Genomic DNA, 22,477 nt, shown 5'->3' with positions numbered 1-22,477 from the left:
AGATGCGAAAAGCGCAATTGATACGTGAAATCGTGCTTGAATTACTTAAGAAACAAGCAGGAAATAATTATTCCTTAAAGTATAAAAGGTGATCCGATTGCCGACCTCTATGAGGATATCGCGGCGGAGGAGAAGGCGCGGGCAACCTATCAATGGCTGATCGACCTGACGGATGATGTGGATTTGCAGGACAGCTTGAAGTTTTTGCGCGAAAGGGAGATCGTTCACTCCATGCGTTTTAAAGAAGCGGTGGAGCTTTTAAAGGAGGACAGGGAGACGAAAAAAGTTTTTTGACCGCATAAGAATTTATAAGTTTCCGAGCTTTTAAGTGACTTCGATAGAAGTTTTTCTTAATGCTTGCCGGTTCAAGCATTAAAAGGGGCGCCCAAAGTCTGTCGACCTAAGACGTCCCTTCTGACTGTAAATAACGGTGTTGCCCACGCTGCCGGAAAGCGGTTATGCGGTCTTCTTGTTCATGTGTTTCAAATATTCCACAATCAGTGCGTCCAGCTGCCTGCTGACGGCGACCACTTCATGATCGGTCAATTCACTTTTGAAAAAAGCGATATCAGACAGTTGGCTGCGTGCATCTTCGATTAAATGCAACAAATTCTTCATTTTCCTTAATCCTCTCGTCATTTATGTCCAACGAAAGCTATTATAAAGGCTGTTCGTTAAAATTAATGTCGAAATATAGGAGAGTAAAAAATTTTTTTCTAGCGGACGGCGGTTGCTTATTCAAGCGATCCATTTGGCAACGAGATAGGCGATGCCTGCCGCCAAACCACCCACTAGCGCCGTTTGCCAAGCGCTCTTGATCCGGCTGGTTCCGGTGAAGTGACCTTTAATCCAACCGAACACAAACAGGGCAATTAAGGTGATAATCACTGAAGAAATTAAGGCGGCTACGGGATTTGCGGTGAATATGTATGGAGACAGCGGAATTAATCCCCCTACAATATAGGAAATCCCGATCGTCAGAGAGCTGTTGCGCGCTCTTTGCGGCTGAGGCTTCTCCAAGCCGAGCTCGTATTTCATCATGAAGTCGACCCAGCGGTCCCTATCGGAAGCGATATCCTCGACGGCCGCTTGCACGCCCTCTTCTTTCAAGCCCCATTCCCGTAAAATCTCTGCAACTTCTTCCCGCTCCTTGTGCGGCAATTCGTCGACTTCCCAATATTCTCTTCGGAGCTCCGAATCATAATGCTCTTTGTCGGTTTTGGCTGCCAAATATCCGCCAAGCCCCATTGCGATTGATCCAGCGGCAATTTCCGCAATCCCTGCAATGACAATAAGCTCGGTATTTGGGACGGTGCCGGAAAGTCCAGCCGCGAGTGCAAACGGAACGGTCAGACCGTCGGCCATTCCGATAACGACGTCACGGATGAACTCAGGAGCCGTAAAGTGTTCTTCCTCATGATGGTTGTGCGACATTTGATCTCCTCGCTTTTTCTCAATGATAATAAATCTCATATCCTGCAAAACAGAACATGCTGCTGAACGTCCGGCGCCAGCAGCATGACTCTAATAATCCCAAGGTTATTATACCACAATATGCCGGAAAACAACTCCCGATTTCAGCAAATCCTTTCTAAATAATCGCCTGTAATACTGCAAATTGACACAGATAGCAAGAACATGGTTTGATAAGGGGTAATGAATCAGGAGGAGGGTATTTTTGCAACGATGATATTGAAATCCGACGTTTTACCTGAAGCGATGATCTTCGATTTGGACGGAACTTTGTTTGAAACGGAGTCGGTATTGCTGGAAGCGTATCATAAAGCTTTTGACCGGCTGCGCCAGGAGGGATTCTATGAGGGTGAAACGCCTCCGCAAAGGCTGATTCTCAGCAGCTTGGGGATGCTGCTGGAACAGATCTGGGAGGTGGTGCTTCCGGCAGCGGATTCGTTAACCAGGCAGCACGCCAATGATTGGCTGCTTCATTATCAGCTGGAGCTGTTGAATTCGGGAAAAGGAAGGATGTATCCCGGCGTGCTGCCGACACTGCGACGGTTGAAGGATATGGGCATCCGCCTGTTCGTCGCCAGCAACGGACTTGAGGAATACGTCAAGGCTGTCATTCGCAGTCAGGGAATGAGCCGCTTGTTCGAAGGATTGTACAGTGCCGGAGAATTTCAATCCGCAACCAAGGCGGATCTGGTCGGCAGGTTGCTGGGAGACTTCGGCATCACATCGGCTTGGATGATTGGAGACCGCAAGTCCGATGTGGAGGCGGGGGCGGCCAACGGTCTTGTCGTTGTCGGTTGCCAGTATTCCGGTTTCAGCGGAACGGGTGAGCTGGCAGGCGCTCAGTACCGGATTTCCGCTTTTTCCGAATTGGAGTCTCTGCTCCCGTGAAAATAACCGAACAAGCTGCTCAAGCCGATCAGGCCATTCGGTTGTTGAGCCGACTTTCTTGCTCATATAAATGCAAAGCATATTCAAGCGGACGTCTAACCGCTTTCCAATACGTATCCCTGTCGCCGATTCGGGAAAAGACTTCGCGTGAGGGCTTTGAATTGACCTCAAACAGCCACAGTTTCCCTTCCCGATCGATGGCCAGATCAAGCGCCAGTTCACAAAGCCTGCCAAACTCACGCTCCAGGTCCCGAACAACCTGATGACTGAAGCGGACCATTTGATGACGAAGCGAGGAGACTTGGGCGTTATCGTTAAACCGCCGGTTCAGCAATTCCTGCAGAGCCACCGCTTTGCCTCCGCCGTGCAGGTTGGAGGTAATGCTCCCTTTCGGTCCGATTCTTCCGGCGCATCCCGTTACTTCCCATTTTCCCTCCCCGTTTTTTTGCATCAGCAGGCGGAAATCATGAACGCGTTTGTCGTTCAGGTGGATGTCGATTCCCTGCTGAATGACAAAGTTGCTGGAAATATTTATCTTTTCCAATCTGGAAACGATCTGGCCTTCGGTAAGCTTGACGGGTTTGACGATTCTGTGCTGCAGGTCTCTTTCCGACAGGATATAACGGTTTCGGTCGAACTTTTCAATTTTGTAAATGCCCCGCCCCCCGGTTCCTCTGATCGGCTTCAAATAAACCACTCGGCTTGATTTCAATGTCCTGAACAAATCTTCCTTGGAAGTATAGGTTGTTGTCAGCGGGAGATGCGGACGAATTTCAGCATTCTGATAAAGCTTCTTATAAACGGTCCATTTGTCGGCCAGCGGACGACTGAGGTAAATCAAGTCGGGAAACGATTGGCGAAATTGTCTGAGCTGCAGGACTCTTCCTCCCGCATGGTAGCGAAAGCGGTCATAAATAAGCGGAGGAAGGGGAATCCATTTTCTGATCCATTTCGATTTGCTCGGTTGAAAGGTTTGAGCGTGGACTTCTGCTTTCCGGTAATCCACGTCTTCGGGAGTGAGTACAACCACTTCGAGTCCGAGATGACACCCGGCCGCAGTCAATTTTTGAAAAAACTGCCTTTCTTCCCATTCGATGAACTTTTGATCGTTCTTATATACCGTCAAAACTCCCAAAACAGGATCGGGCATACCAATCACCTTCCTTGCAATGTAAAGGGCATTATCATACATTCATTTTTCTTCAGCGGTTTTGCTCTTTGCGAGGTAACTGCAGTATTGCATGAAGCGTTCAAGCGATTTTTTGCGTATGTGGGGCTCGTCGAATTTCATTGGTTTGGAATTGGCTTCGAAAAACCAAATATTTCCCACCCCATCCAGGCCAAGGTCCATGGACATTTCTCCGAGCGGATGTCCGGCTCCCCTTTCGATCTGTTGGGCAATCGCCAAAACCGCCGTTTTGACGCGCAGCAATATTTTCTTCGCCGCGGCACCGTTTCCGAAGGTCGAAACCAGAAGTTTTTGAGGATCGTCGATGGAGCCTCCGCGCGGCACATGCGTCGTGATGCTTGCTTCTCCAGCGACACGAGCGCCGATTCCGGTGATCACCCAGCTGCCCTTCAGGTTTTTTTGCACGAGCACCCGAAGATCGAACGGCCGTCTGTGATTGTGGACAAGGTCAATTCCCTGCTGAATAATATACGGCTGTTCTCCGATATATTCTCGGATTTTGCTTTTCAGATCGGCGACGGTTGCAAAAGAGAAGTTGGAGCTGCTTTTTTTCTCCTGTATGCTGAGCACATATTTTTTGGTTTTGCCCTTTTTCTGTGATATCCGCATAATTCCTTTTCCGGCTTTTCCTCTTTCCGGCTTCAAATACAGCCGGCGGTAATGAGTAAGAAGCGACTCCAGATCGGTTTGATCTCCGAATTTCTCCGTGAAGGGGATATATCCCTTGGTTGCGGGCGAGAGGCTCAGCCATTCGATCAGTCTCCATTTGTTGAAGAATGAAGGATTGAAAATATGAACGTCGGGATGCTGGAGACATTCTTCAATAAAGTGCTGGACCTCGGGCCTCATTTCGTCCTTGCGGGTGGGAATGCGGTTGTAAACGACGTGGGGAAACGGAACCCATCGCCGATTCCAATGTTTTTTTTTGGCATCGTACAAATATCCGATTGTCTTTTTTTCCTGAAGCTTGAGATTCTTTGCGGTGGTCACGTAAACGAGAAGATCCATTTTTTTCCCGGCTTTGATCAAGTCGATGAAGTTTTTTCGGACTCCGCGAAAGGCTTTCGCCTCATCGTCCGTGGCGAGGATGGCGACAACCGGTTTGCCGGAATCGTGAATCGTGATTTCAGGATCCATTACGCATCCCCCTTAACATGGAAATTGCTCAAATACAGACTGTATTCAAAAACGTGTTTAAGCGTGTCCGCACCTTGTGTCTTCAACATTGGATGCTTGTAAATCGATCTTCCGGGCTTGGCGTTGGCTTCGAACATCCAGATGTTCTCATTGCGGTCGATCCCGATGTCAAATCCCAGTTCGCCAAGGTGATACGGATATTTCCGTTCAATCGCTTCACAGAGCCGGATGGCGACGTCTTTGGTTTTTTCGAGCACTTCATCCGCACGTTGGCCAAAAAATCTGGAGAGCACCGATTCGGGAGTCAGAAGTTGTCCTCCGTTTTTGATATGGGTGGTGACGCTCCCCCTCCCGGCTTTTTTTGCCCCGATTCCGGCAGGCACCCACTGATTCACTCCGTTCTTGTTCATATGAAACCGGAAATCTATCGGACAATTGTCAATTTCAATTAGCTTGATGCCTTGCTGAACGATATACCTTCTCAAATCCTGGCGGTTGAGCAATTGGATCAGTCTGGAGAATCGGTTAAATCTCAGCAGTACATTCTTTCCGTCACGGCGGAATCTGCAGAAATACCCTTTCGAAGGCTGGTAGGTCAGTTTGAAAATCCCCTTGCCCATGCTGCCTCCAGTCGGCTTCAAGTAGACGGTCTGATATTTTTCCAGCATTGCTTTGATTTTCTCGGGAGGCGGATTTTCATGAGATTCGGGAACATACTTCGATTCGGGTTCGCCTTCAAGCAGGTGGTAGACATCCGATTTGTTGAAATAGCTCCAGTTGAAGATCGGGATCCCGTTGCGGACGAATCTTTCCTTGTTTTGGGTGGAATCGGAAATATCGACTCTCCTGCTGGTCAATCGGTTATATACGACGTCGGGCAGAGGAACGGTCCGTCTAACCCAACCGCCGGAAGAAATGAAGTAACCCGACACCGTCGCTTGCTGCCAGTTGATGTCACGAAGCGAAAAAGCAAAATAAAAAGCCTTGTCTGCTCCCACCTTCAAATACTGATGAATCAGCGGCGAGATTTTTCCAAACGGCTGGCTCGGAGTACGGTTGGCGGAAGACGTCAAGATGCCGATGACCGGACCGAGTTGAATTTCATCGCCGTGGACGGATTGAATGTAGCAGTTTCCGCTCCGGGGAATTTTCAGATGGTTGCGGACAAAGGTTGGAATATACAGATGCTTTCCTTGTTTTTTTAGGGTTCGAATGGGACATTGGGTTTGTTTTTGCCCAATCTTGATGGTCGCGGTTTTTTGGTTCTCCATTTGCAGCGCAGTTCTCAAGGCTCTTGAAAGATAGACGCTATTTCCACTTCGTTGCGTAAAGTGAATATTACAGGTTGTCAAACTCATCGGATGATCCTCCTAATCGCCGATCCAATAAATAGCGGGCATAATAAATGGGATTGATGACGGATGAACGGATGGCTTTTTTGTCATTAATTTGCGCAAAGGCATTTCTTCCCGGCTTTGAATTCACCTCAAGAATCCAAACGTTCCCTCCTTTGTCAACTCCCAGATCGATTCCCAATTCGACAAGCCTTCCATGATATTGTTCAAGGATTGTGCAAATTTTCATGGAGAGTTTTCGGATCGTATCCATGATTTGCTCCGCTTTTCCCGCACCGAATTCCGTTTTGAGAAAAGAAAAGCTTTCCAATGCGCAGCCTCCTCCATGAAGGTTGGCCGTCAGGCTTCCGGGCTGCCCCCGGCGCACGGCTGTTCCGGTAATATGCCACTGACCGGTCCCGTTTTTCTGAATTAACGTTCGAACGTCAAAAGCTTCGCCCGTTGCCGCCGTTAACGGCAAATAGGCTTGCAGTATATATTTGCGGCCGCCGATAAACGGCCTTAACCATTGAAGAAAGGTCGAAGTTCGCACAAACCTTTCGGATACACGACGGTTATTGCGGTCTCTACCGTCAACGAGATAGGCTCCATCACCCTGAAGCCGAACACGGAGAATGCCCCTCCCGTGGCTGCCGCCAACCGGCTTTAAAACCGCCTCATCCTTATGCTTGAGCCAGGACAGCAAAGTTTTGGGTCCCTGATATAAAACCGACTCCGGAAGAAAGGGACGGATTTCGGGATCGCGCTCCAAAATTCTGGATACCTCCAACTTTCCTTTCAAGCCTCCCCCGAGAAATCGGATCGGGCGCAGCTTTTTTAATTTCAACAGATGGCCCCGATAATTTAAATACTGCCGCTTGTTTGAAAAAAAACAGCGATCGTAGATCAGATCGGGGAGCGGAAAACGTTCACTTGCCCAGTTGTTCGCGGAAGCAGAGTAAACGAAGGCGTTTACCCTGTTTGCGGTCCAGTCGACCCAATCGGGTGAAAATACATATACGATCAGCCCGATGTTTCCCCCAATTTCGCACAATTGACGGTAAAAACCGCTTTCGGAAAAAGGAGGGATACCTTTTTTTTCACAAATCATGATACCGAGATACCGTTTGCTGGAGAATGAGATGCTCATGATTCTTCACCCCGGAATCCGGAAAGATGGAGGGAATACTGGATGACCCGTTTGACGGACGGGCGAATTCTTTGGCTGGACAGCGGAGCGTTGTCATTTTTCGAAGGCTTGGAGTTCACCTCCAGCAGCCATACGCTTCCATCCGGTTCAACAGCCAAATCAATGCCCAGCTCGCCGAAGTGATATGGGATCTGGGCTTCGATTCCGGCGGCGATCTCCAGGGCGGAGGCTTTTAATCTGGGATAGACGGAGCCGCGCTGATGCGAATTCAGGTTCGACTTGGACAAAGCTTCCGATACCGTGCATAAGCTGCCTCCTCTGGCAAGGTTGGATACAAATTGTTGACTGCCGGCAATTCTGCCCACGATGGAGGTAACACTCCAGCGTCCGTGCCGGTTTTTTTGAACGAGCACGCGGAAATCAACGGGGCGTCCGTCGATTTCAATCAACTGCAGTCCCTGCTGAATTTGATAACGCATCGTTTTCATTTTTCCGGAGATGGCGCAGAAAACTTGGGATAATGAGGCGAATTGCTCCCTTTTGGTGCCGTTGACATTGGTGAAATGACAGATGTATGATCCGTCGGCTTGCTTCATGATCCGGATGATCCCCTTGCCGAGGCTGCCTCTGGCCGGTTTGAGAAAAACGCTCCGGTACTTCTCGCACATCGTTTTGAGTATCCGGTAATTTTTGAATGCGTACGATTCGGGCAAATATTTCAGCAGCCCCGATTCACGGGTCAGTGCCTGAAACACTTCATTCTTGCTCAAATACTTTTCGTTGAAGACGCTCGCGTCGTAATGGGATTTTACTTCTTTAACAAAATATTGTACGCTGGGTTTGTTCTCCAATTTTCGACTGGTCAGACGATTGTGTATGACATCTGCGAGCGGGAAATACGCTTTGTTCCAGCTTCCGTTGTAGCTCCAGCCCTCGATCCGGTCCTTGCCATGCTCGATGTCCCCGGGAGTAAAAAAATAGACGAAAGCTCCCTGCGACCTGCAGGCATCGGTCAGTTCTTTACAATACGCGGTCATTGCCCCGAATCGTTTGTCGGCATCGTCGGGATCGATCCGACTTACCAGCACGCCGATCAGCGGCCCGATTCTTAAGGTCAGTGTTCCCGGATGATACTTGAGTCGGAGCTGTGTACCGTGATGCAGTCCCAAATCCCGGGCAAGCTGCTGATGAATTCTCAGTTCGCCGGAACTCCTGACCGGAAACGCCTGGACCTGCCGAATGAAAGAACCATACCGCAGCGTAATCAGACGGCCCTCGGGAATTTTCCGATTCCGCATAAAGCTTTCACTCAGAAAGAGGGTCTGGCCGTCTTCAATAAATCCGGTACTGTACACATGAATCATGACTTTCATTTTCGTCATACGAATAACTCCCTTATACAGCAGCATGTTTGCGTGTTTAGGGCCATTCATTCCGACTCCCGGGAATGGCGGGATGTTCCGAATATTCCGGGCAACTACTTCATCATATGAGGACATATTTTTCTTGGTGATTGAAACTGCAGAATACGATGCGAAGAGGTGGCATACAAATGGATCCAGTGTTTTATATCGCAGCCAACGTAGCTATAGCCGCGCTGGTTGGGGGAATCACCAACCATCTGGCGATCAAAATGCTGTTTCACCCGAGGAAACCGTTGTACTTAGCGGGCCTGAGGTTTCCGTTCACCCCCGGCTTGATCCCGAAACGCAAAGAAGAAATCGGACGTTCGCTGGGAACGGTCGTCGCGGATTATCTGGTCACTTCTCACGGGCTGGTCAATTTGCTGGGAAAGCCGGAATTTCGGAACCAGGTGGAAAACAAGCTGATCGGATGGACTGAGGAATGGACGAGCCGGGAAGACAGCCCGGAGTCCATACTGCGCCAATGGTTGGGAGAAATACAATGGGAGGAATTCCGATCGCGGCTGGCGGAAGGCGTCAAGGGGGCTGCGGTCACCGGCGCTCTCTGGTTGTGGCGGGAAAAAGGGATTTCCGAAACGACGGTGGCCCGCTGGATTCCGAACTGGTCGGAGTCGTTCAAGGAACGGACGGCTGAAAGAAGTGTCGTATGGATTGTCGAGGAAATAAAAAATCAGCTGAGAACCCAACAGGGAGATCGTATGCTGCGCAATTTGACGACACATTTTATGGAAAACGCGGGAGGCTTGCTCGGAACGCTGGCGGGTCTTTTTCTCGACGAGGACAAGTTGAACCAGAAAGTGAAGGTTGCCCTGTTCGACAGTCTCGATTCACCCGCGCTGCGGCGCGGCCTGAACCGGATGATTCTGAATATGCTGGACAAGCTGGAAACGATGCCGTTGTCGGAAATTGTTGAGAAGCTGACCGATAAGCCCGCCGATGAAGGGTTTCGGCAGCTTATCGGTGAAAACATCCAATGGGAGCGATGGATCCGCCGAATCACATCGGAACGGCTTTGCGATTTGTTTGGAGCGCATAGGGATTGGCTGCTGCAAAAGGTTCCCGGAGCAACGTCTTTGCTGATCAGCGCGGCCCAATCTAATGCCGAACGGATCTTTTCCGCAATTCAGCTTACAAGCCTTGTGGAGGAACAGGTTCGACAATTTCCCGTCGAGCGTCTGGAACAAATCATCCTGAGCGTAACCGGCAAGGAATTCAGGGCGATTACCTGGCTGGGGGCGCTGCTTGGGGGATTGATCGGACTGATTCAGGCATTGATGCTGCAATGGTACATGCATGCGGGTTTGTAGCGTCCGACGCGTTGCGCGGGGGCTGGAAGCATTCATTTATTGCGGAAGCGTTACCGGAGGCACACCCCATTTGCTCTTATAAAAGAAACTAGTCAATTCCCTTTCATATCCCGGACGGTTTGTTCATAGGATGGCAATAGGGACAAACCGATAAGGAGCTGATGGTATGAGAGCGATGAAAAGTGTGATTAGTTTGATTGCGGCGCTGGGCATGCTGATTTATGCCGTCCCGAGGCTGGAGATCGGGCAGGGCTTCACCCCGCCGACAATATACGGGATTGTCTGGATCGGCTTTTCGCTGCTGGTTATTGCAGCTCATCTGCATGAATTGTTGGGTGTGGATGAACAGACCCGCGATCGGCTGGATCGGCTGAATACTTACGCCAGATGGAAGCTGGAGCGGCGGATTCGCGAGCATTTGCGGAACATGCAGACCGGCGAATAGGGCTCGCGATGAAATTAGCTCCACTTTTGGCGGCAAAGGTTCAAGCGGTTTAATTGATCTTTGCCACCAATTTAGTGGAAGTTATTTCATCGCGATGCCTAAGGGCGTCGATAAGCGGTTTTGAGAACGGTCATGAGAAGCGGCAAAAGCGGCATAGTGCCGCTTTTTTTGCCATTTGGGAATTTATCAGTTCCGTGTTGACGAGATGAGAAAAGATGAGAAGGAGATCGGTGGGGGAGAGGAAAGGAGGGAGGCGAGGGGGAGGCTAGAGTAATCCAACATATATTTTTATTGTTCTTCAAGATATCCCTGTTATATAATGTTCATACAGATTGATACAGTAAATAACCGGGTGGTGTAACAGGTGGAATTCACGGAAAATGACAACCTGACCAAACATGAGCAGATTCTTCGTTATATTGAAAGTCTGAAGGTAGGCACCAAAATTTCCGTCAGACAAACAGCCAAGGATATGGAGGTCAGCGAAGGAACGGCATACAGAGCGTTCAAGGAAGCGGAGAACCAGGGACTCGTAGCGACCAAGGAGCGGATCGGCACCGTCCGGATTGAAAAGAAGCAGCGCAAGAACATCAACAAATTGACCTTTTCGGAAGTGGTCAACATCGTCGACGGGCGCATTCTCGGGGGCGGCAGAGGCTTGGACAAGACCCTGAACAAGTTTGTCATCGGAGCGATGAAACAGGATGCGATGAAAAAATACATCGAGGCGGGAAGCCTGCTCATCGTCGGGAACCGTTATCTGGCGCATACCGCTGCTTTGGAGCAGGGGGCGGGGGTGCTGATCACCGGGGGCTTCGAGACGAGTCCCGAGGTCATCCGCTTGGCGGATCAGCTTGAGCTTCCGGTCATTTCATGCAGCTACGACACCTTCACCGTAGCCTCGATGATCAACCGGGCCATCTACGATCGGCTGATCAAGAAAAAAATCATGCTGGTGGAGGACATCATCTCCCCCAAAGAAAAGGTGTATGCGCTTAAGGCGAACAGCACCGTCCGGGACTTCCGAAATTTGTTTGAAAAAACCGGACACGGCCGGTTTCCGGTGGTGGACGAATGGAACCGGGTGGTGGGCATCATCACCTCCAAAGACGTGGTGGGGGCCGAGAATGAGCAGACGATCGACAAGATGATGACGCGAAATCCGCTGACGGTCAATGCGAAAACGTCGATCACCTCTGCGGCGCACATGATGGTTTGGGAAAGCATCGAGCTGCTCCCGGTGGTTGACGGCTACCGCAAGCTTATCGCCGTCATCAGCCGGCAGGATGTGCTGAAGGCGATCCAGTACGTGCAGCGGCAGCCGCAGATCGGTGAAACGATCGAGGATTTGATCTGGAGCGGGCTGGAGGAGAAAAAGGACGAATCCGGGAATCTGGTGCTCTATGGCCAAATCACTCCGCAGATGTCCACTCATCTCGGCACCGTTTCCGAGGGAGTGCTGACGACGCTGATGATGAAGGCGGCGTTCAGCATCATCAAGGAAAATAAAAAGGGCGATATGGTGGTCGAGAATATGTCCGTCTATTTCGTCAAGCCGCTGCAGATCGAGAGCGAAGTGGAGATCCGGCCGAAAATTATCGAATTGAGCCGGAAATTCGGCAAGGCGGAGATCGAAATCCGTCATCAGGATAGCGTTATCGCCAAGGCCATGCTGACTGCGCAAATCATTGATCAGAACTAAGGCATCGTGACGAAATAACTTCCACTAAATTGGCAGCAAAGATCAATTAAACCGCTTGAACCTTTGCCGCCAAAAGTGGAACTAATTTCATCACGAGCCTTAATTGGAAATCGGAGCCGGCTCCAAGAGGGCAGAACCGGTTTCGTACACGGCGGATGGCGGGTCACCCGCCTTTTTTCGTTGATTGCATGTCGGGGTGTTTGCTGAAATAAGTATGGCTTCGCAAGCCCGAAAAAAGATTGAACAGCCCGAGCAGAAAAAAGAGCAGTCCGATGATGATCCGGGTATTTGAAGGCGTGAACCAAAAAAACTGGAAGACGGAAAGGGAAACGAGCATCGTCCCCAGGCTGATGTTCATTTTGGAGGCGGACAAGCTGCGCCGGACGGGATCGGATTCGCGGCGGTGTTTGAAGCTGTAGTAGATTGAGAATCCCAGCGAGATTCCGATAACGAGATACAGAATATTTCTCAATAGATCCATGTTCGAGCTCCTTTTGGCATATATCATATCATGTACATAGTAACCTTAACCCAACCTCCGGCCAAAATCAAACAAAATCCGTCATCCGCTGCAGTTGAGCCCTCAGTCCCGCTGCAGCTTGGGGTTTTCCCGATGAAACTCCCTTACTTCGATCCAAGCCTGAAGCTCCGAATAGCGGACAAGTATCGTGCGGATGCGGATGGTGTAATCTTTTTCCTGAATCAGGGGGTAGATTTTGTTGTCGATCACCCTGCGGATGATCTGCAGCTGCCGCGGCAGCCTGTCGATGGACTGGCCCTTGAGAATGCTGAGGTCGCGCTGCACCCTGTTTTTGATTTCTTGCTTTGTGATGTCGTCCAACGGCTCTTTCGGCTGATCCTCTTCAATATAGACAGCGATGCTTTTGATGACGGAACCTGCCTTTTTGAATTTGTTCAAATCGTTGACTTGATCCTGAAGATCCCGGTTTTCTTCCCTCAATGAGTTGTACATGATCACGATATCGTTAAAGTTGTGGTGGAAAATGGCCGCAAACACGGCGGCGCCGACGATCATACCCGAGATAAACAGTCCGAGCGCCTGCAACCACCGAGCCAAAAGCCTGAAGTCGGGGACTCTCAATGTTCAATGCCTCCGTTGCAGATCCAATTGACCAGTTTCGTGGCCAAGTGCGCGCCCATGAAAGCGCCGATGACATATAAGATCTGCTTGATTGCCGGAGACAGATTCCCGTCCAGAAAGTTGCTTTCGATCACCCGGAACGGATCGATCGTACCACCGATGGCGGCCACGACCGCCCATATTTTGATATTCTCGGCAATCCGCTGCATGTAAATGGTCGGCGGCTGCAGCGTAAGCACGGCGCCGATGCCCCCCAACAAAACACCGCCGAATACGACGCCGAACGCCACCAAAAAATCGAACATCAGCTTGGTCAGAAAGTTTCCCATCCTTATATCCCTCCACAGGCTGTCCTCTCTTATATGTATGGGAAACGGGGTCTCGAATATGATAAGATGATATTAACTATCCTTATTCAATGTGAAATCTGCGAGAATACGCCAAAAGAAAGGAACGGCCATGGACGGATTCGTACACCTTCATGTACACAGTGAATACAGTTTGCTGGACGGCGCGGCCAGGGTCAAGGATCTGCCGAAGCGCGCTTCGGAGCTCGGCATGGCCGCTTTGGCGCTGACCGACCACGGCGTGATGTACGGCGCGATTGAGTTCTATAAGGCGTGCAAGGTGTACGGGATCAAGCCGATTATCGGCTGCGAGGTGTACATGACCTCCGGTTCGATGCAGGATCGGCTGCCGAGGTCGGATCAGCAGATCTATCATTTGATTCTTTTGGCGAAAAATATGGAAGGCTACCGGAATTTGATGCGCTTGGTCAGCGCGGCCCATCTGCAGGGCTTTCATTACAAGCCGAGAGTCGATATGAAGCTGCTGTCCAAACACGCCGAGGGGCTGGTTTGCCTGAGCTCTTGCTTGGGAGGTGAAATTCCGCAGCTGCTGCTCCGCGATCAAAAGGAGGAAGCCCGGCTTGCGGCATTGAAATATCGGCAGATTTTCGGAGAAGACTATTATTTGGAAATCCAGGATCACGGACTTTACGAGCAGAAGAAGGTCATGAAGGAACTGATCGACTTGAGCCGGGAAACCGGCATTCCGCTTGCGGTGTCCAATGATGTCCACTATATTCATGCCTCTGATGCGCTGGCGCAAGACATTCTTCTGTGCATCGGAACGGGGAAAACGGTGGACGACAAGGACAGGATGCGGTTCCAGAGCGACCAGCTGTATTTGAAGAGCCCGGAGGAAATGAAGAGGTTGTTTGCCCATGTGCCGGAGGCGCTGGAAAATACGCGGAGGATCGCCGATCAAATTTCGCTGGAACTGGAATTCGGCAAATCCATCCTGCCGCTGTTTTCGCCCGTTCCGGAGCATGAAAGCTCCGCCCGATATCTCCGCCGCCTGTGCAAAGCGGGGCTTGAGAGGCGATACGGAAGCGATCCCCGCTGGAATGACGGGGAATACCGGAAGCAGCTGGAGGAGCGGCTGGAATATGAGCTGGGGATTATTGAGAAGATGGGCTTTGCCGATTATTTTCTGATTGTCTGGGATTTCGTGCGGTTTGCCCATGACAAGCACATTGCCGTAGGCCCCGGACGCGGATCATCGGCAGGCAGCTTGGTTGCCTATGTGCTGAAAATCACCAATGTCGATCCGATCCGCTACCGTCTGCTTTTCGAGCGGTTTCTGAATCCCGAGCGGGTGACGATGCCGGACATTGACATCGATTTCAGCGACGAGCGGCGGGATGAGGTGATCGATTACGTCGTCGGCAAGTACGGCAGGGAGCATGTCGCCCAGATCATCACATTCGGCACGATGGCGGCCAAGGCTGCCGTCAGGGATGTGGGCAGGGTGCTGAATCTGCCGTATCATGAAGTCGACCGGGCGGCCAAAATGATCCCCAACCAATTGGGCATGACGATCGAAGGAGCGTTGGCCGCGAATCCCGAGCTGCAGTCGCTGTGCGAACGCAGTGAAAAAACGAGGGAACTGATCGAGACGGCCAAAAAAGTCGAAGGGATGCCCCGGCATGCCTCCACTCACGCAGCCGGAGTCGTCATTTCGCGGGAGCCGTTGACCGATTACGTGCCGCTGCAGGAGGGCAACGAAACAACCGCCTTGACCGAGTATTCGATGGAGCATTTGGAGTCGATCGGCCTGTTGAAAATGGATTTTTTGGGACTCCGGACGCTCTCGATTATTGAAAGAACGCTGGGCTGGATACGCGAACAATACGGGCAAACCATTGATTTCCAGCAGATTCCTGACGACAATCCGCAAACTTACGAAATGCTGAGCCGGGGGGATACCACGGGTGTATTCCAGCTCGAGTCCGCGGGGATGCGGCGCGTGCTCAAGGAGTTGAAGCCGTCTCAATTTGAGGACATCGTCTCCGTGCTCGCTTTGTACCGTCCGGGACCGATGGAATTTATCCCGCAGTACATCCGGTCGAAGCACGGGGAAATTCAAGTGCAGTATCCGCATCCGTCGCTGGAGCCGATCCTGTCCGATACCTACGGCATCATCGTATATCAGGAGCAGATTATGCAAATTGCTTCGCGGATGGCCGGCTTCAACCTGGGAGAAGCCGATTTATTGCGCAGGGCGGTCTCCAAAAAGAAGCGGGAAGTGCTTGACGAGCAAAGGGAGCATTTTGTCCGGGGAAGCATCGGACAGGGCTACAGCGCGGCGGAAGCGAATCATGTGTACGACATGATCGTCCGCTTCGCCGATTACGGCTTCCCGCGGGCGCATGCAACGGCATACGGTGTGCTGGCCTATCAGACGGCTTATCTTAAGGCGCTTTATCCGGTGCAGTTCATGGCCTCGATGCTGACTGCAGTGATGGGCAACCAGCGCAAGGTAGCAGAATATGTGGACGAATGCCGGCGAATGAACATAGCGGTGCTGCCGCCCGATGTGAACGAAAGCGGCATCCTGTTTACGCCTGTACCCGCTTCGGAACAATGGCCTTCGGGGGCGATTCGCTTCGGTCTTGCGGCGATCAAGAATGTGGGGACGCATGCGATGGAATCGATTATCAGGGAAAGGCGGGAACAGCCTTACGCCGATTTGATGGACTTATGCCGGAAGGTCGATCTTCGGGTGTGCAACAAGCGGGTGCTGGAATCGCTCATTCAAGGGGGCGCTTTCGATTCGCTGCAGGGGCATAGGGCCCAGTTGGTCGCCATGCTGGACGAAACGGTGGAAGCCGCGGCCAAATGGAAAAAGGAAAAGGAAGATTTTCAGATTCACCTGTTCGGTTTTTCCGAAGAAGTCAATTGGACGGTCGATTATCCCGAAGTGCGGCCGTATGCCCGTCATGAGCAGCTGGAGATGGAACGGGAGTTGCTCGGCCTGTATCTTTCAGGTCATCCACTGGACAGCTTTGAGCCGCTTTTGAAGGAGCTGGGGATCGGCCCGCTCCATCATCTGGCCGAACAACCCGAAGACAGCGAGGTATCGGCGGCCGGCATGATTGCATCCGTCAAAACGATCATGACCCGGAAGGGCCAGCCGATGGCTTTTATCGAGCTGGAGGACAGGGTAATGAGAACGGAGGTGGTCGTGTTCCCGGAAACCTGGAAACGGCATGCGGCTCTGCTGCAAAAAGGAAATCTGGTTGCGCTGACCGCCAGGCTGCAGCATCAGGATGAGGATTTCAAGCTGATTGCCGACTCGTTTCACGATTTGAACGCTCCGAATGCTGCCGCCAAATTTCCGCGGCATCGGGCGAACCCTACCATCCGGAGCGTTCAGGGGCGCGAAGCGGCAGGCGACGGCAACCGCCCGGCACCGGCCGCCGCAGCGAACGCTAGCAAGCCGTCCAACCGCAGCGCATCCGCATCCAACGGCGGTACACCCAATGGCAGCGGATCACGGCAGGCGGTATATGTGAAAATCGCTTCAGGTCGTGAGAATTCCCCGATGCTCATGCAATTGAGGGGGCTTCTGCAGCGGCACGCCGGCCCCTTGGACGTATTGCTGTATTATGAGAGCAGCCGCAAGCTGCTCGCGCTCAGCGAACGGCATCGCGTCAAGCCTTCGCCCGAATTGTTCCGGGCAATCGAATCGCTTTTGGGCGAGGGGTCGGTCGTGGTCAAATAGACGCCATTGAGAGCGCGTTCAAAAAGTTGGGTTGCTGCGCAAAAGGGGTGTGCCTCCGGTCGCTGTTGAAATCGTAAAACAGGATTTACATTTAGCGGTTGTTTTACGATTTCAAAGGCGTCAAAGTTTTCGCAGAAAACTGCTTTGGGAGCATAAACCTTTCCGCTCCTTTCGACACACCCCTTTTTCTTCGCCAGGCTTTTTGAACACGCTCATTGATTGTTTTTTAGGCGAATTCATTCATAGAAAGCTGACTGGAGCCATAGATCTAAGTTATAGGCTTATCCAAGTACTTTCCGCTTTGTTGCGGGAAAAACCGGAGTTGTGATATCATTAATCCATTGTATTGGCGTTTGCAGATTTCAGGGAGGTTTTTGAACGATGTGGAAGGTCATCTATATTGCCCCGACACAAAAATCCGCAGAGCGAATCCAACAAAAACTTTCAGAAGAAGGTTTCCTTGTGCAAATTCGTGCTATCAACCTATCAAAGCAGCAGTATGAGATTCGCGTCCCTGAAGGAGAACTGGAGGAAGTTCAGGAAGTGCTGAACGATATTTTGCATAGATAGACGTTCGTCCTTGAAGAATTCCCATTGAATTCTTCAAGGTAGTACCCAATTTGTGAGGTGCCAAAGTGTTTAAAGATTTGTTTCAGAAGAAGCGGAAGTACGCAACAATCACTGCAGGTCCCTCCAAGCGCGACATTCCTGAAGGCTTGATGAATAAATGCCCGAAATGCGGCAGCATTCAGTTCAGCAAAGAATTGGAGAAAAACAACAAAGTTTGTGTTTCCTGCGGGTATCACTTCCGGCTGAATGCCATGGAGCGGATTCGCTTTACTTTAGACGAAGGACGAATTTTCGAATATGACGGCGATATGGTTTCCGTGGATCCGCTCGGATTTCCGGGTTATCCTGAAAAGCTGGAAAAAAGCGCACAAATTTCAGGGCTGAAAGACGGTGTGCTGACCGGGGAAGGCACGATCGGGGGATTTCCTGTTGTCCTGTGCGTCATGAGCTTTGACTTTTTTCAGGGTAGCATGGGCTCCGTGGTCGGCGAAAAAATTTCCCGTGCGATCGATAAAGCCATACAAAAGCAATATCCTCTGATTATTTTTTCGACCTCTGGTGGAGCCCGCATGCAGGAAAGCATCCTGAGTCTGATGCAGATGGCCAAAACCAGCGCTGCGGTTGCCCGGTTTAACGAAAAGGGCGGGCTGTTCATTTCGGTGATTACCGATCCTACATATGGCGGCGTCTCGGCCAGCTTTGCCATGCTTGGGGATTATGTGCTTGCAGAGCCGGGCGCTGCCTTCGGTTTCGCCGGCAGGATCGTGATCGAACAGACGATGCGTCAGAAATTGCCGGAGAACTTTCAAACGGCGGAATTCAATTTGCAACACGGTCAGGTGGATAAGGTCGTGCCGCGGAAAGACCTGCGCAATACGCTGATTCAGATATTGGACATGCATTTGGTGAAGGAGGATGCATCCATTGAACGGTGATCTACCCTTTGAACAGCCATTGACGGAGTTGAAGAGCAAAATCGTTGAACTGAAAAGCTTCAGCGAAGAAAAAGGGATTGATTTCTCCGACGAGATCGTGCGGCTTGAAGAGCGGTATGCGAAGCTGGAGGAAGAGCTGTACAGCAATCTGACGCCCTCGCAAATTATGCAAATTGCCAGACATCCGTCCCGTCCGACAACGCTGGACTATATTCAGACGATGTTCACCGATTTCCTCGAGCTGCACGGAGACCGGCTGTTCGGCGACGATCTGGCGATCGTGGGTGGTCTGGCGAGACTGAACGGGGTTGCCGTAACGGTTGTCGGCCATCAAAAGGGCAAGGATACCAAGGATAATATTGCCAGACACTTCGGCATGCCCCATCCGGAAGGATTCCGCAAAGCCTTGAGGCTGATGAAGCAGGCTGAGAAATTCGGCAGGCCGATCGTGACGTTTATTGATACGCCGGGCGCATATCCGGGAAGTACGGCTGAGGAAAGGGGCATATCGGAAGCGATTGCCAGAAATTTAATGGAGATGTCCAATCTGCGCGTCCCGATCATCAGCGTGGTGATCGGCGAAGGGGGCAGTGGAGGCGCTTTGGCGTTGGGCGTCGGCAACCGTGTGCTGATGCTGGAAAATTCTATTTATTCGGTTATTTCTCCTAACAGCGCTGCGGCGATTTTGTGGAAGGATGCCTCGCAAGCTGACCGCGCAGCCGAAGCGATGAAGATTACATCAAAGGATATGCTGGAATTGGGCATTATAGAGGAGACGGTCGCCGAGCCTCGGGGCGGCGCGCATCGTGATCCGAAGGCTCAGGCGGAAATCCTGAGGAATGCAATCTGGAAGCATTTGCAGGAGCTTATGCAAATGAATGAACAGGAACTCATAGAAGATCGCATGCAAAGATTCGGCAAGGTGGGAAAGTTTACCTTCATCCAGGAGTTGGCGTAAGTCGGCAAATTGGGAGGAACCATATGCGAAAGACGAAAATTGTTTGTACGATCGGACCTGCGAGCGAATCGCCGGAGATGCTTTTTAGGCTGCTTGAGGCCGGCATGAATGTGGCTCGCCTGAATTTTTCCCACGGGGATCATCAGGATCATGGGGTGCGTATCCGCAATATCAAGCAGGCTGCACGGGATGCAAATCGAAACGTGGGTATTCTGCTGGATACCAAAGGTCCGGAAATCAGGCTGGGCATGCTGAAGCAAGAGCCGATCGAGCTTGTGCAGGGGGAAACGCTCATTCTGACGACGGACGAGATATTGGGCGACGCCGGCAAAATATCCGTTACATATCCGAATCTCCCGAAGGATGTCCGGATCGGTTCGACGATCTTAATCGATGACGGACTGATCGGACTTCAGGTCGAGAACGTTCGCGGGCGGGAGATTGAATGCCGGATCATTAACGGCGGTCAAATCAAGAGCAGGAAAGGCGTCAATGTTCCCGGCGTCAAAATATCTCTTCCGGGAATTACTGAAAAAGACCGGGACGACATCATATTCGGGATCGGCGAGGGCATCGATTTCATCGCGGCGTCTTTCGTCCGCAAGGCGGCCGACGTGCTGGAAATTCGCGAGCTGCTGGAGTCGCGCGGCGCTTCCCACATTCAGATTATCTCAAAAATCGAAAACCAGGAAGGCGTCGATAACCTGGTTGAAATTTTGGAGGTTTCCGACGGTCTGATGGTTGCCCGCGGAGATTTGGGCGTGGAAATCCCGGCGGAGGAAGTGCCGCTGGTGCAGAAGATGATGATTGAAAAATGCAATCTGGCCGGGAAACCGGTCATTACGGCAACCCAAATGCTGGATTCGATGCAGCGGAATCCCCGCCCGACGAGAGCGGAGGCCAGTGACGTAGCCAATGCGATCTTTGACGGAACGGATGCCATTATGCTGTCGGGGGAAACGGCCGCAGGCAAATATCCCGTTGAATCGGTGCAGACGATGGCGCGGATTGCCGAACGTGCCGAGTCGGCTTTGGAATATCGCGAGCTGTTGGTCAAGCAGAGTATGGCTCAGCAGACCACCGTCACGGAAGCGATCAGCCAGGCGGTCGCCAATTCCGCGCTTGATTTGAATGCCAAGGCGATTATTACCGCGACCGAGAGCGGATTTACGGCGCGCATGGTTTCCAAATACCGGCCGAAGGCGCCGATTATCGCGGTAACCACCAAGGAGCACGTGATCCGCCGTTTGTCGCTGGTATGGGGCGTCACTCCGGTCATGGGCCGGGACGCCGGCACGACGGACGAAATGTTCGAGATGTCCGTCAAAACGGCTGTTCAGATGGGACTTGTTTATCCGGGCGAGCTTGTCGTGATTACCGCGGGTGTTCCGATCGGCCGGTCGGGGACGACGAACCTGATCAAGGTGCACCAGATCGGCGAAATGATTGCCAAAGGCCAGGGAATCGGTACGCATTCCGTGACCGGACGCGTAGTGATCGCCCGTACGGGGGAAGAAGCGCTGGCTAAAGTCAACAAGGACTCCATCCTGGTAACGGCTGCAACCAACAAAGAATTCATTCCCGCATTCCAGAAAGCGGCGGCGGTGATTACGGAAACCGGAGGAATCACTTCCCACGCGGCCATCGTAGGCTTGAACGTCGGTATCCCGGTCATCGTTGGAGTGGAGAACGCGATGGAGATTCTGCGGGAATACGACGAAGTATCCGTTTATCCGGAGGTAGGCGTCATTTATTCCGGAAAGAAGATATGAAATTGGCAAAGGGAAGTTGCAGATAGATTAGGGCGAATCCGGACAGCGGCAAATCCGGGACGCTCTTTTTTCATTCGATGCGTATGACGATTGGAGGCGGCGGCATGAATCATGAAACAGGCTGGAGTGTTTTTCCGCTCAGGGTCAGATACCAGGAGACGGACCAAATGGGAGTGGTTTACCATGCCAATTACCTGACCTGGTTTGAAATCGGCCGGACGGAATGGCTTCGCAGCAGGGGGTGGACATACCGGCAAATCGAGCAGAAGGGTTATATGCTGCCGGTGATTGACGTGCAGATCAAGTTTCTGCTGCCTGCCCGTTACGATGATGCAATTCGGATCTATACCCGGTCGATGGACTATTCCAATGTGCGGCTGGATTTTGAATATAAGATATATCGGATTGATCCGTACCTGGGGGATGCGGACCGCGAGCTGTCTGATTTGCCTGAAGAAGAAAGCGGGAAACAGCTTCTGGTGACCGGAATGACCAAACATGTATGGGTGAACGGCAGCTGGAAGCCCGCAAGAATCGACAAAGAGCTGCCTGAGCTTCTGCGGATTTTACCCGAAGGACGGCGCGGCGGCAAGGCGGTGGAATAATGCTTCGCATTTTGGTTGTGCTGATGATTATCATTCCGGCTATCGAAATTTGGGGTTTGATTAATGTGGGCCGATGGATCGGCGGGGTACAAACGTTTGCGCTCATCCTGCTGTCGGGCTTTCTCGGAGCGTTTCTGGCGAAAAGGGAGGCGTCCAAGGTTTGGCATTATGCCAGAAGCCAGTTGGCCATCGGGCAAATCCCAACGAGATCGATCCTTGACGGTATATGTATTTTTGCCGGCGGCTTGCTGCTGCTTGCACCGGGTTTTTTCACGGATATACTGGGATTATTGCTGGTATTGCCCGGATCGCGTTCCGTTTTTGCGTTCTGGATATTGAGATATCTGCAAAAGAAGATTGCTTTCGGGGATATTCGGTTCTTTTTTCGAAGGTGATATTTCTTATGAGTTTACATAAA

The 22,477-nt window shown here is 51.5% G+C and carries 21 protein-coding genes and 1 pseudogene; 12 read left to right on the top strand and 10 right to left on the bottom strand.

Features of this window, described 5'->3' with window-relative positions; translation table 11 throughout:
- Nucleotides 1–84 precede the first annotated feature (84 nt).
- Nucleotides 85–294, top strand: a pseudogene (locus tag VF724_RS02665) (manganese catalase family protein); the annotation flags it as partial.
- Between the two features lie 162 nt (nucleotides 295–456).
- Here the strand turns inward: VF724_RS02665 and VF724_RS02660 are convergent.
- Together VF724_RS02660 and VF724_RS02655 are read right to left on the bottom strand one after the other, a co-directional pair.
- On the bottom strand, nucleotides 457–618 hold the full coding sequence (locus tag VF724_RS02660; RefSeq protein WP_371752660.1) for a Spo0E family sporulation regulatory protein-aspartic acid phosphatase: 162 nt from the start codon (nucleotides 616–618) through the stop codon (nucleotides 457–459).
- Between the two features lie 120 nt (nucleotides 619–738).
- Nucleotides 739–1,434 (bottom strand): VIT1/CCC1 transporter family protein, encoded by a 696-nt coding sequence (locus tag VF724_RS02655; RefSeq protein WP_371752659.1) that lies wholly within the window; start codon nucleotides 1,432–1,434, stop codon nucleotides 739–741.
- 252 nt (nucleotides 1,435–1,686) lie between these two features.
- Here VF724_RS02655 and VF724_RS02650 point away from each other — a divergent pair, with 252 nt between their 5' ends.
- Nucleotides 1,687–2,361 (top strand): HAD family hydrolase, encoded by a 675-nt coding sequence (locus VF724_RS02650; RefSeq protein ID WP_371752658.1) that lies wholly within the window; start codon nucleotides 1,687–1,689, stop codon nucleotides 2,359–2,361.
- A gap of 28 nt (nucleotides 2,362–2,389) precedes the next feature.
- Here VF724_RS02650 and VF724_RS02645 read toward each other — a convergent pair whose 3' ends face one another.
- Genes VF724_RS02645 through VF724_RS02625 form a run of 5 tightly spaced genes read right to left on the bottom strand, consistent with a single transcriptional unit; the run spans nucleotide 2,390 to nucleotide 8,553 of the window.
- Nucleotides 2,390–3,511, bottom strand: coding sequence for a YheC/YheD family endospore coat-associated protein (locus tag VF724_RS02645; protein ID WP_371752657.1), 1,122 nt, complete (start codon nucleotides 3,509–3,511; stop codon nucleotides 2,390–2,392).
- Between the two features lie 42 nt (nucleotides 3,512–3,553).
- Nucleotides 3,554–4,687 carry a YheC/YheD family endospore coat-associated protein gene (locus VF724_RS02640; protein WP_371752656.1) on the bottom strand — a complete coding sequence of 378 codons (1,134 nt, stop codon included), beginning with the start codon at nucleotides 4,685–4,687 and terminating at the stop codon, nucleotides 3,554–3,556.
- Nucleotides 4,687–6,045 (bottom strand): YheC/YheD family endospore coat-associated protein, encoded by a 1,359-nt coding sequence (locus VF724_RS02635; protein WP_371752655.1) that lies wholly within the window; start codon nucleotides 6,043–6,045, stop codon nucleotides 4,687–4,689. Before VF724_RS02635 ends, VF724_RS02640 begins: the two co-directional genes overlap by 1 nt.
- Nucleotides 6,026–7,171 (bottom strand): YheC/YheD family endospore coat-associated protein, encoded by a 1,146-nt coding sequence (locus VF724_RS02630; RefSeq protein WP_371752654.1) that lies wholly within the window; start codon nucleotides 7,169–7,171, stop codon nucleotides 6,026–6,028. The genes VF724_RS02635 and VF724_RS02630 overlap by 20 nt, the downstream gene beginning before the upstream one ends.
- Nucleotides 7,168–8,553 (bottom strand): YheC/YheD family endospore coat-associated protein, encoded by a 1,386-nt coding sequence (locus VF724_RS02625; RefSeq protein ID WP_371752653.1) that lies wholly within the window; start codon nucleotides 8,551–8,553, stop codon nucleotides 7,168–7,170. Before VF724_RS02625 ends, VF724_RS02630 begins: the two co-directional genes overlap by 4 nt.
- 170 nt (nucleotides 8,554–8,723) lie before the next feature.
- On the opposite strand from VF724_RS02625, the gene VF724_RS02620 reads away from it, so the two are divergent.
- From VF724_RS02620 to VF724_RS02610, 3 genes are all read left to right on the top strand, one after another.
- Complete coding sequence (locus tag VF724_RS02620) at nucleotides 8,724–9,902, top strand: DUF445 family protein (RefSeq protein ID WP_371752652.1); 1,179 nt, start codon at nucleotides 8,724–8,726, stop codon at nucleotides 9,900–9,902.
- A 166-nt stretch (nucleotides 9,903–10,068) separates the two neighbouring features.
- On the top strand, nucleotides 10,069–10,347 hold the full coding sequence (locus VF724_RS02615; RefSeq protein ID WP_371752651.1) for a hypothetical protein: 279 nt from the start codon (nucleotides 10,069–10,071) through the stop codon (nucleotides 10,345–10,347).
- A 364-nt stretch (nucleotides 10,348–10,711) separates the two neighbouring features.
- A complete protein-coding gene (locus tag VF724_RS02610) occupies nucleotides 10,712–12,049 on the top strand; it encodes a DRTGG domain-containing protein (protein WP_371752650.1) in 1,338 nt (445 codons plus the stop codon).
- Nucleotides 12,050–12,212: 163 nt separating this feature from the next.
- Here the strand turns inward: VF724_RS02610 and VF724_RS02605 are convergent, their stop codons facing one another.
- The 3 genes from VF724_RS02605 to VF724_RS02595 form a co-directional block, all read right to left on the bottom strand.
- A complete protein-coding gene (locus VF724_RS02605; RefSeq protein WP_371752649.1) occupies nucleotides 12,213–12,530 on the bottom strand; it encodes a YtpI family protein in 318 nt (105 codons plus the stop codon).
- Nucleotides 12,531–12,632: 102 nt separating this feature from the next.
- Nucleotides 12,633–13,151 carry a sporulation membrane protein YtrI gene (locus VF724_RS02600; RefSeq protein WP_371752648.1) on the bottom strand — a complete coding sequence of 173 codons (519 nt, stop codon included), beginning with the start codon at nucleotides 13,149–13,151 and terminating at the stop codon, nucleotides 12,633–12,635.
- Nucleotides 13,148–13,480, bottom strand: coding sequence for a YtrH family sporulation protein (locus VF724_RS02595; RefSeq protein ID WP_371752647.1), 333 nt, complete (start codon nucleotides 13,478–13,480; stop codon nucleotides 13,148–13,150). The genes VF724_RS02600 and VF724_RS02595 overlap by 4 nt, the downstream gene beginning before the upstream one ends.
- Before the next feature lie 130 nt (nucleotides 13,481–13,610).
- Between VF724_RS02595 and VF724_RS02590 the strand changes: the two genes are divergently transcribed.
- The 7 genes from VF724_RS02590 (at nucleotide 13,611) to VF724_RS02560 (ending at nucleotide 22,454) form a co-directional block, all read left to right on the top strand.
- A complete protein-coding gene (locus VF724_RS02590; protein WP_371752646.1) occupies nucleotides 13,611–17,219 on the top strand; it encodes a DNA polymerase III subunit alpha in 3,609 nt (1,202 codons plus the stop codon).
- Nucleotides 17,220–17,600: 381 nt separating this feature from the next.
- The gene (locus VF724_RS02585) at nucleotides 17,601–17,789 is read left to right on the top strand and encodes a glutamate decarboxylase (RefSeq protein ID WP_371752645.1); all 189 of its coding nucleotides are present in this window, start codon (nucleotides 17,601–17,603) and stop codon (nucleotides 17,787–17,789) included.
- 65 nt (nucleotides 17,790–17,854) lie between these two features.
- Nucleotides 17,855–18,724 carry an acetyl-CoA carboxylase, carboxyltransferase subunit beta gene (gene accD / locus VF724_RS02580; protein ID WP_371752644.1) on the top strand — a complete coding sequence of 290 codons (870 nt, stop codon included), beginning with the start codon at nucleotides 17,855–17,857 and terminating at the stop codon, nucleotides 18,722–18,724.
- Entirely contained in the window at nucleotides 18,714–19,682 is a 969-nt protein-coding gene (locus VF724_RS02575; protein ID WP_371752643.1) for an acetyl-CoA carboxylase carboxyltransferase subunit alpha, read from the top strand. Before accD ends, VF724_RS02575 begins: the two co-directional genes overlap by 11 nt.
- A gap of 23 nt (nucleotides 19,683–19,705) precedes the next feature.
- Nucleotides 19,706–21,454 carry a pyruvate kinase gene (gene pyk, locus VF724_RS02570; protein ID WP_371752642.1) on the top strand — a complete coding sequence of 583 codons (1,749 nt, stop codon included), beginning with the start codon at nucleotides 19,706–19,708 and terminating at the stop codon, nucleotides 21,452–21,454.
- A gap of 104 nt (nucleotides 21,455–21,558) precedes the next feature.
- Entirely contained in the window at nucleotides 21,559–22,059 is a 501-nt protein-coding gene (locus VF724_RS02565) for an acyl-CoA thioesterase (RefSeq protein WP_371752641.1), read from the top strand.
- Entirely contained in the window at nucleotides 22,059–22,454 is a 396-nt protein-coding gene (locus tag VF724_RS02560) for an FxsA family protein (RefSeq protein WP_371752640.1), read from the top strand. Before VF724_RS02565 ends, VF724_RS02560 begins: the two co-directional genes overlap by 1 nt.
- Nucleotides 22,455–22,477 lie beyond the last annotated feature (23 nt).

It is taken from the genome of Ferviditalea candida (genome assembly GCF_035282765.1).
Taxonomy (GTDB): domain Bacteria; phylum Bacillota; class Bacilli; order Paenibacillales; family KCTC-25726; genus Ferviditalea; species Ferviditalea candida.
The sequence above is the reverse complement of the archived record's forward strand: the minus strand, read 5'-3'. Positions and strand labels throughout refer to the sequence as shown.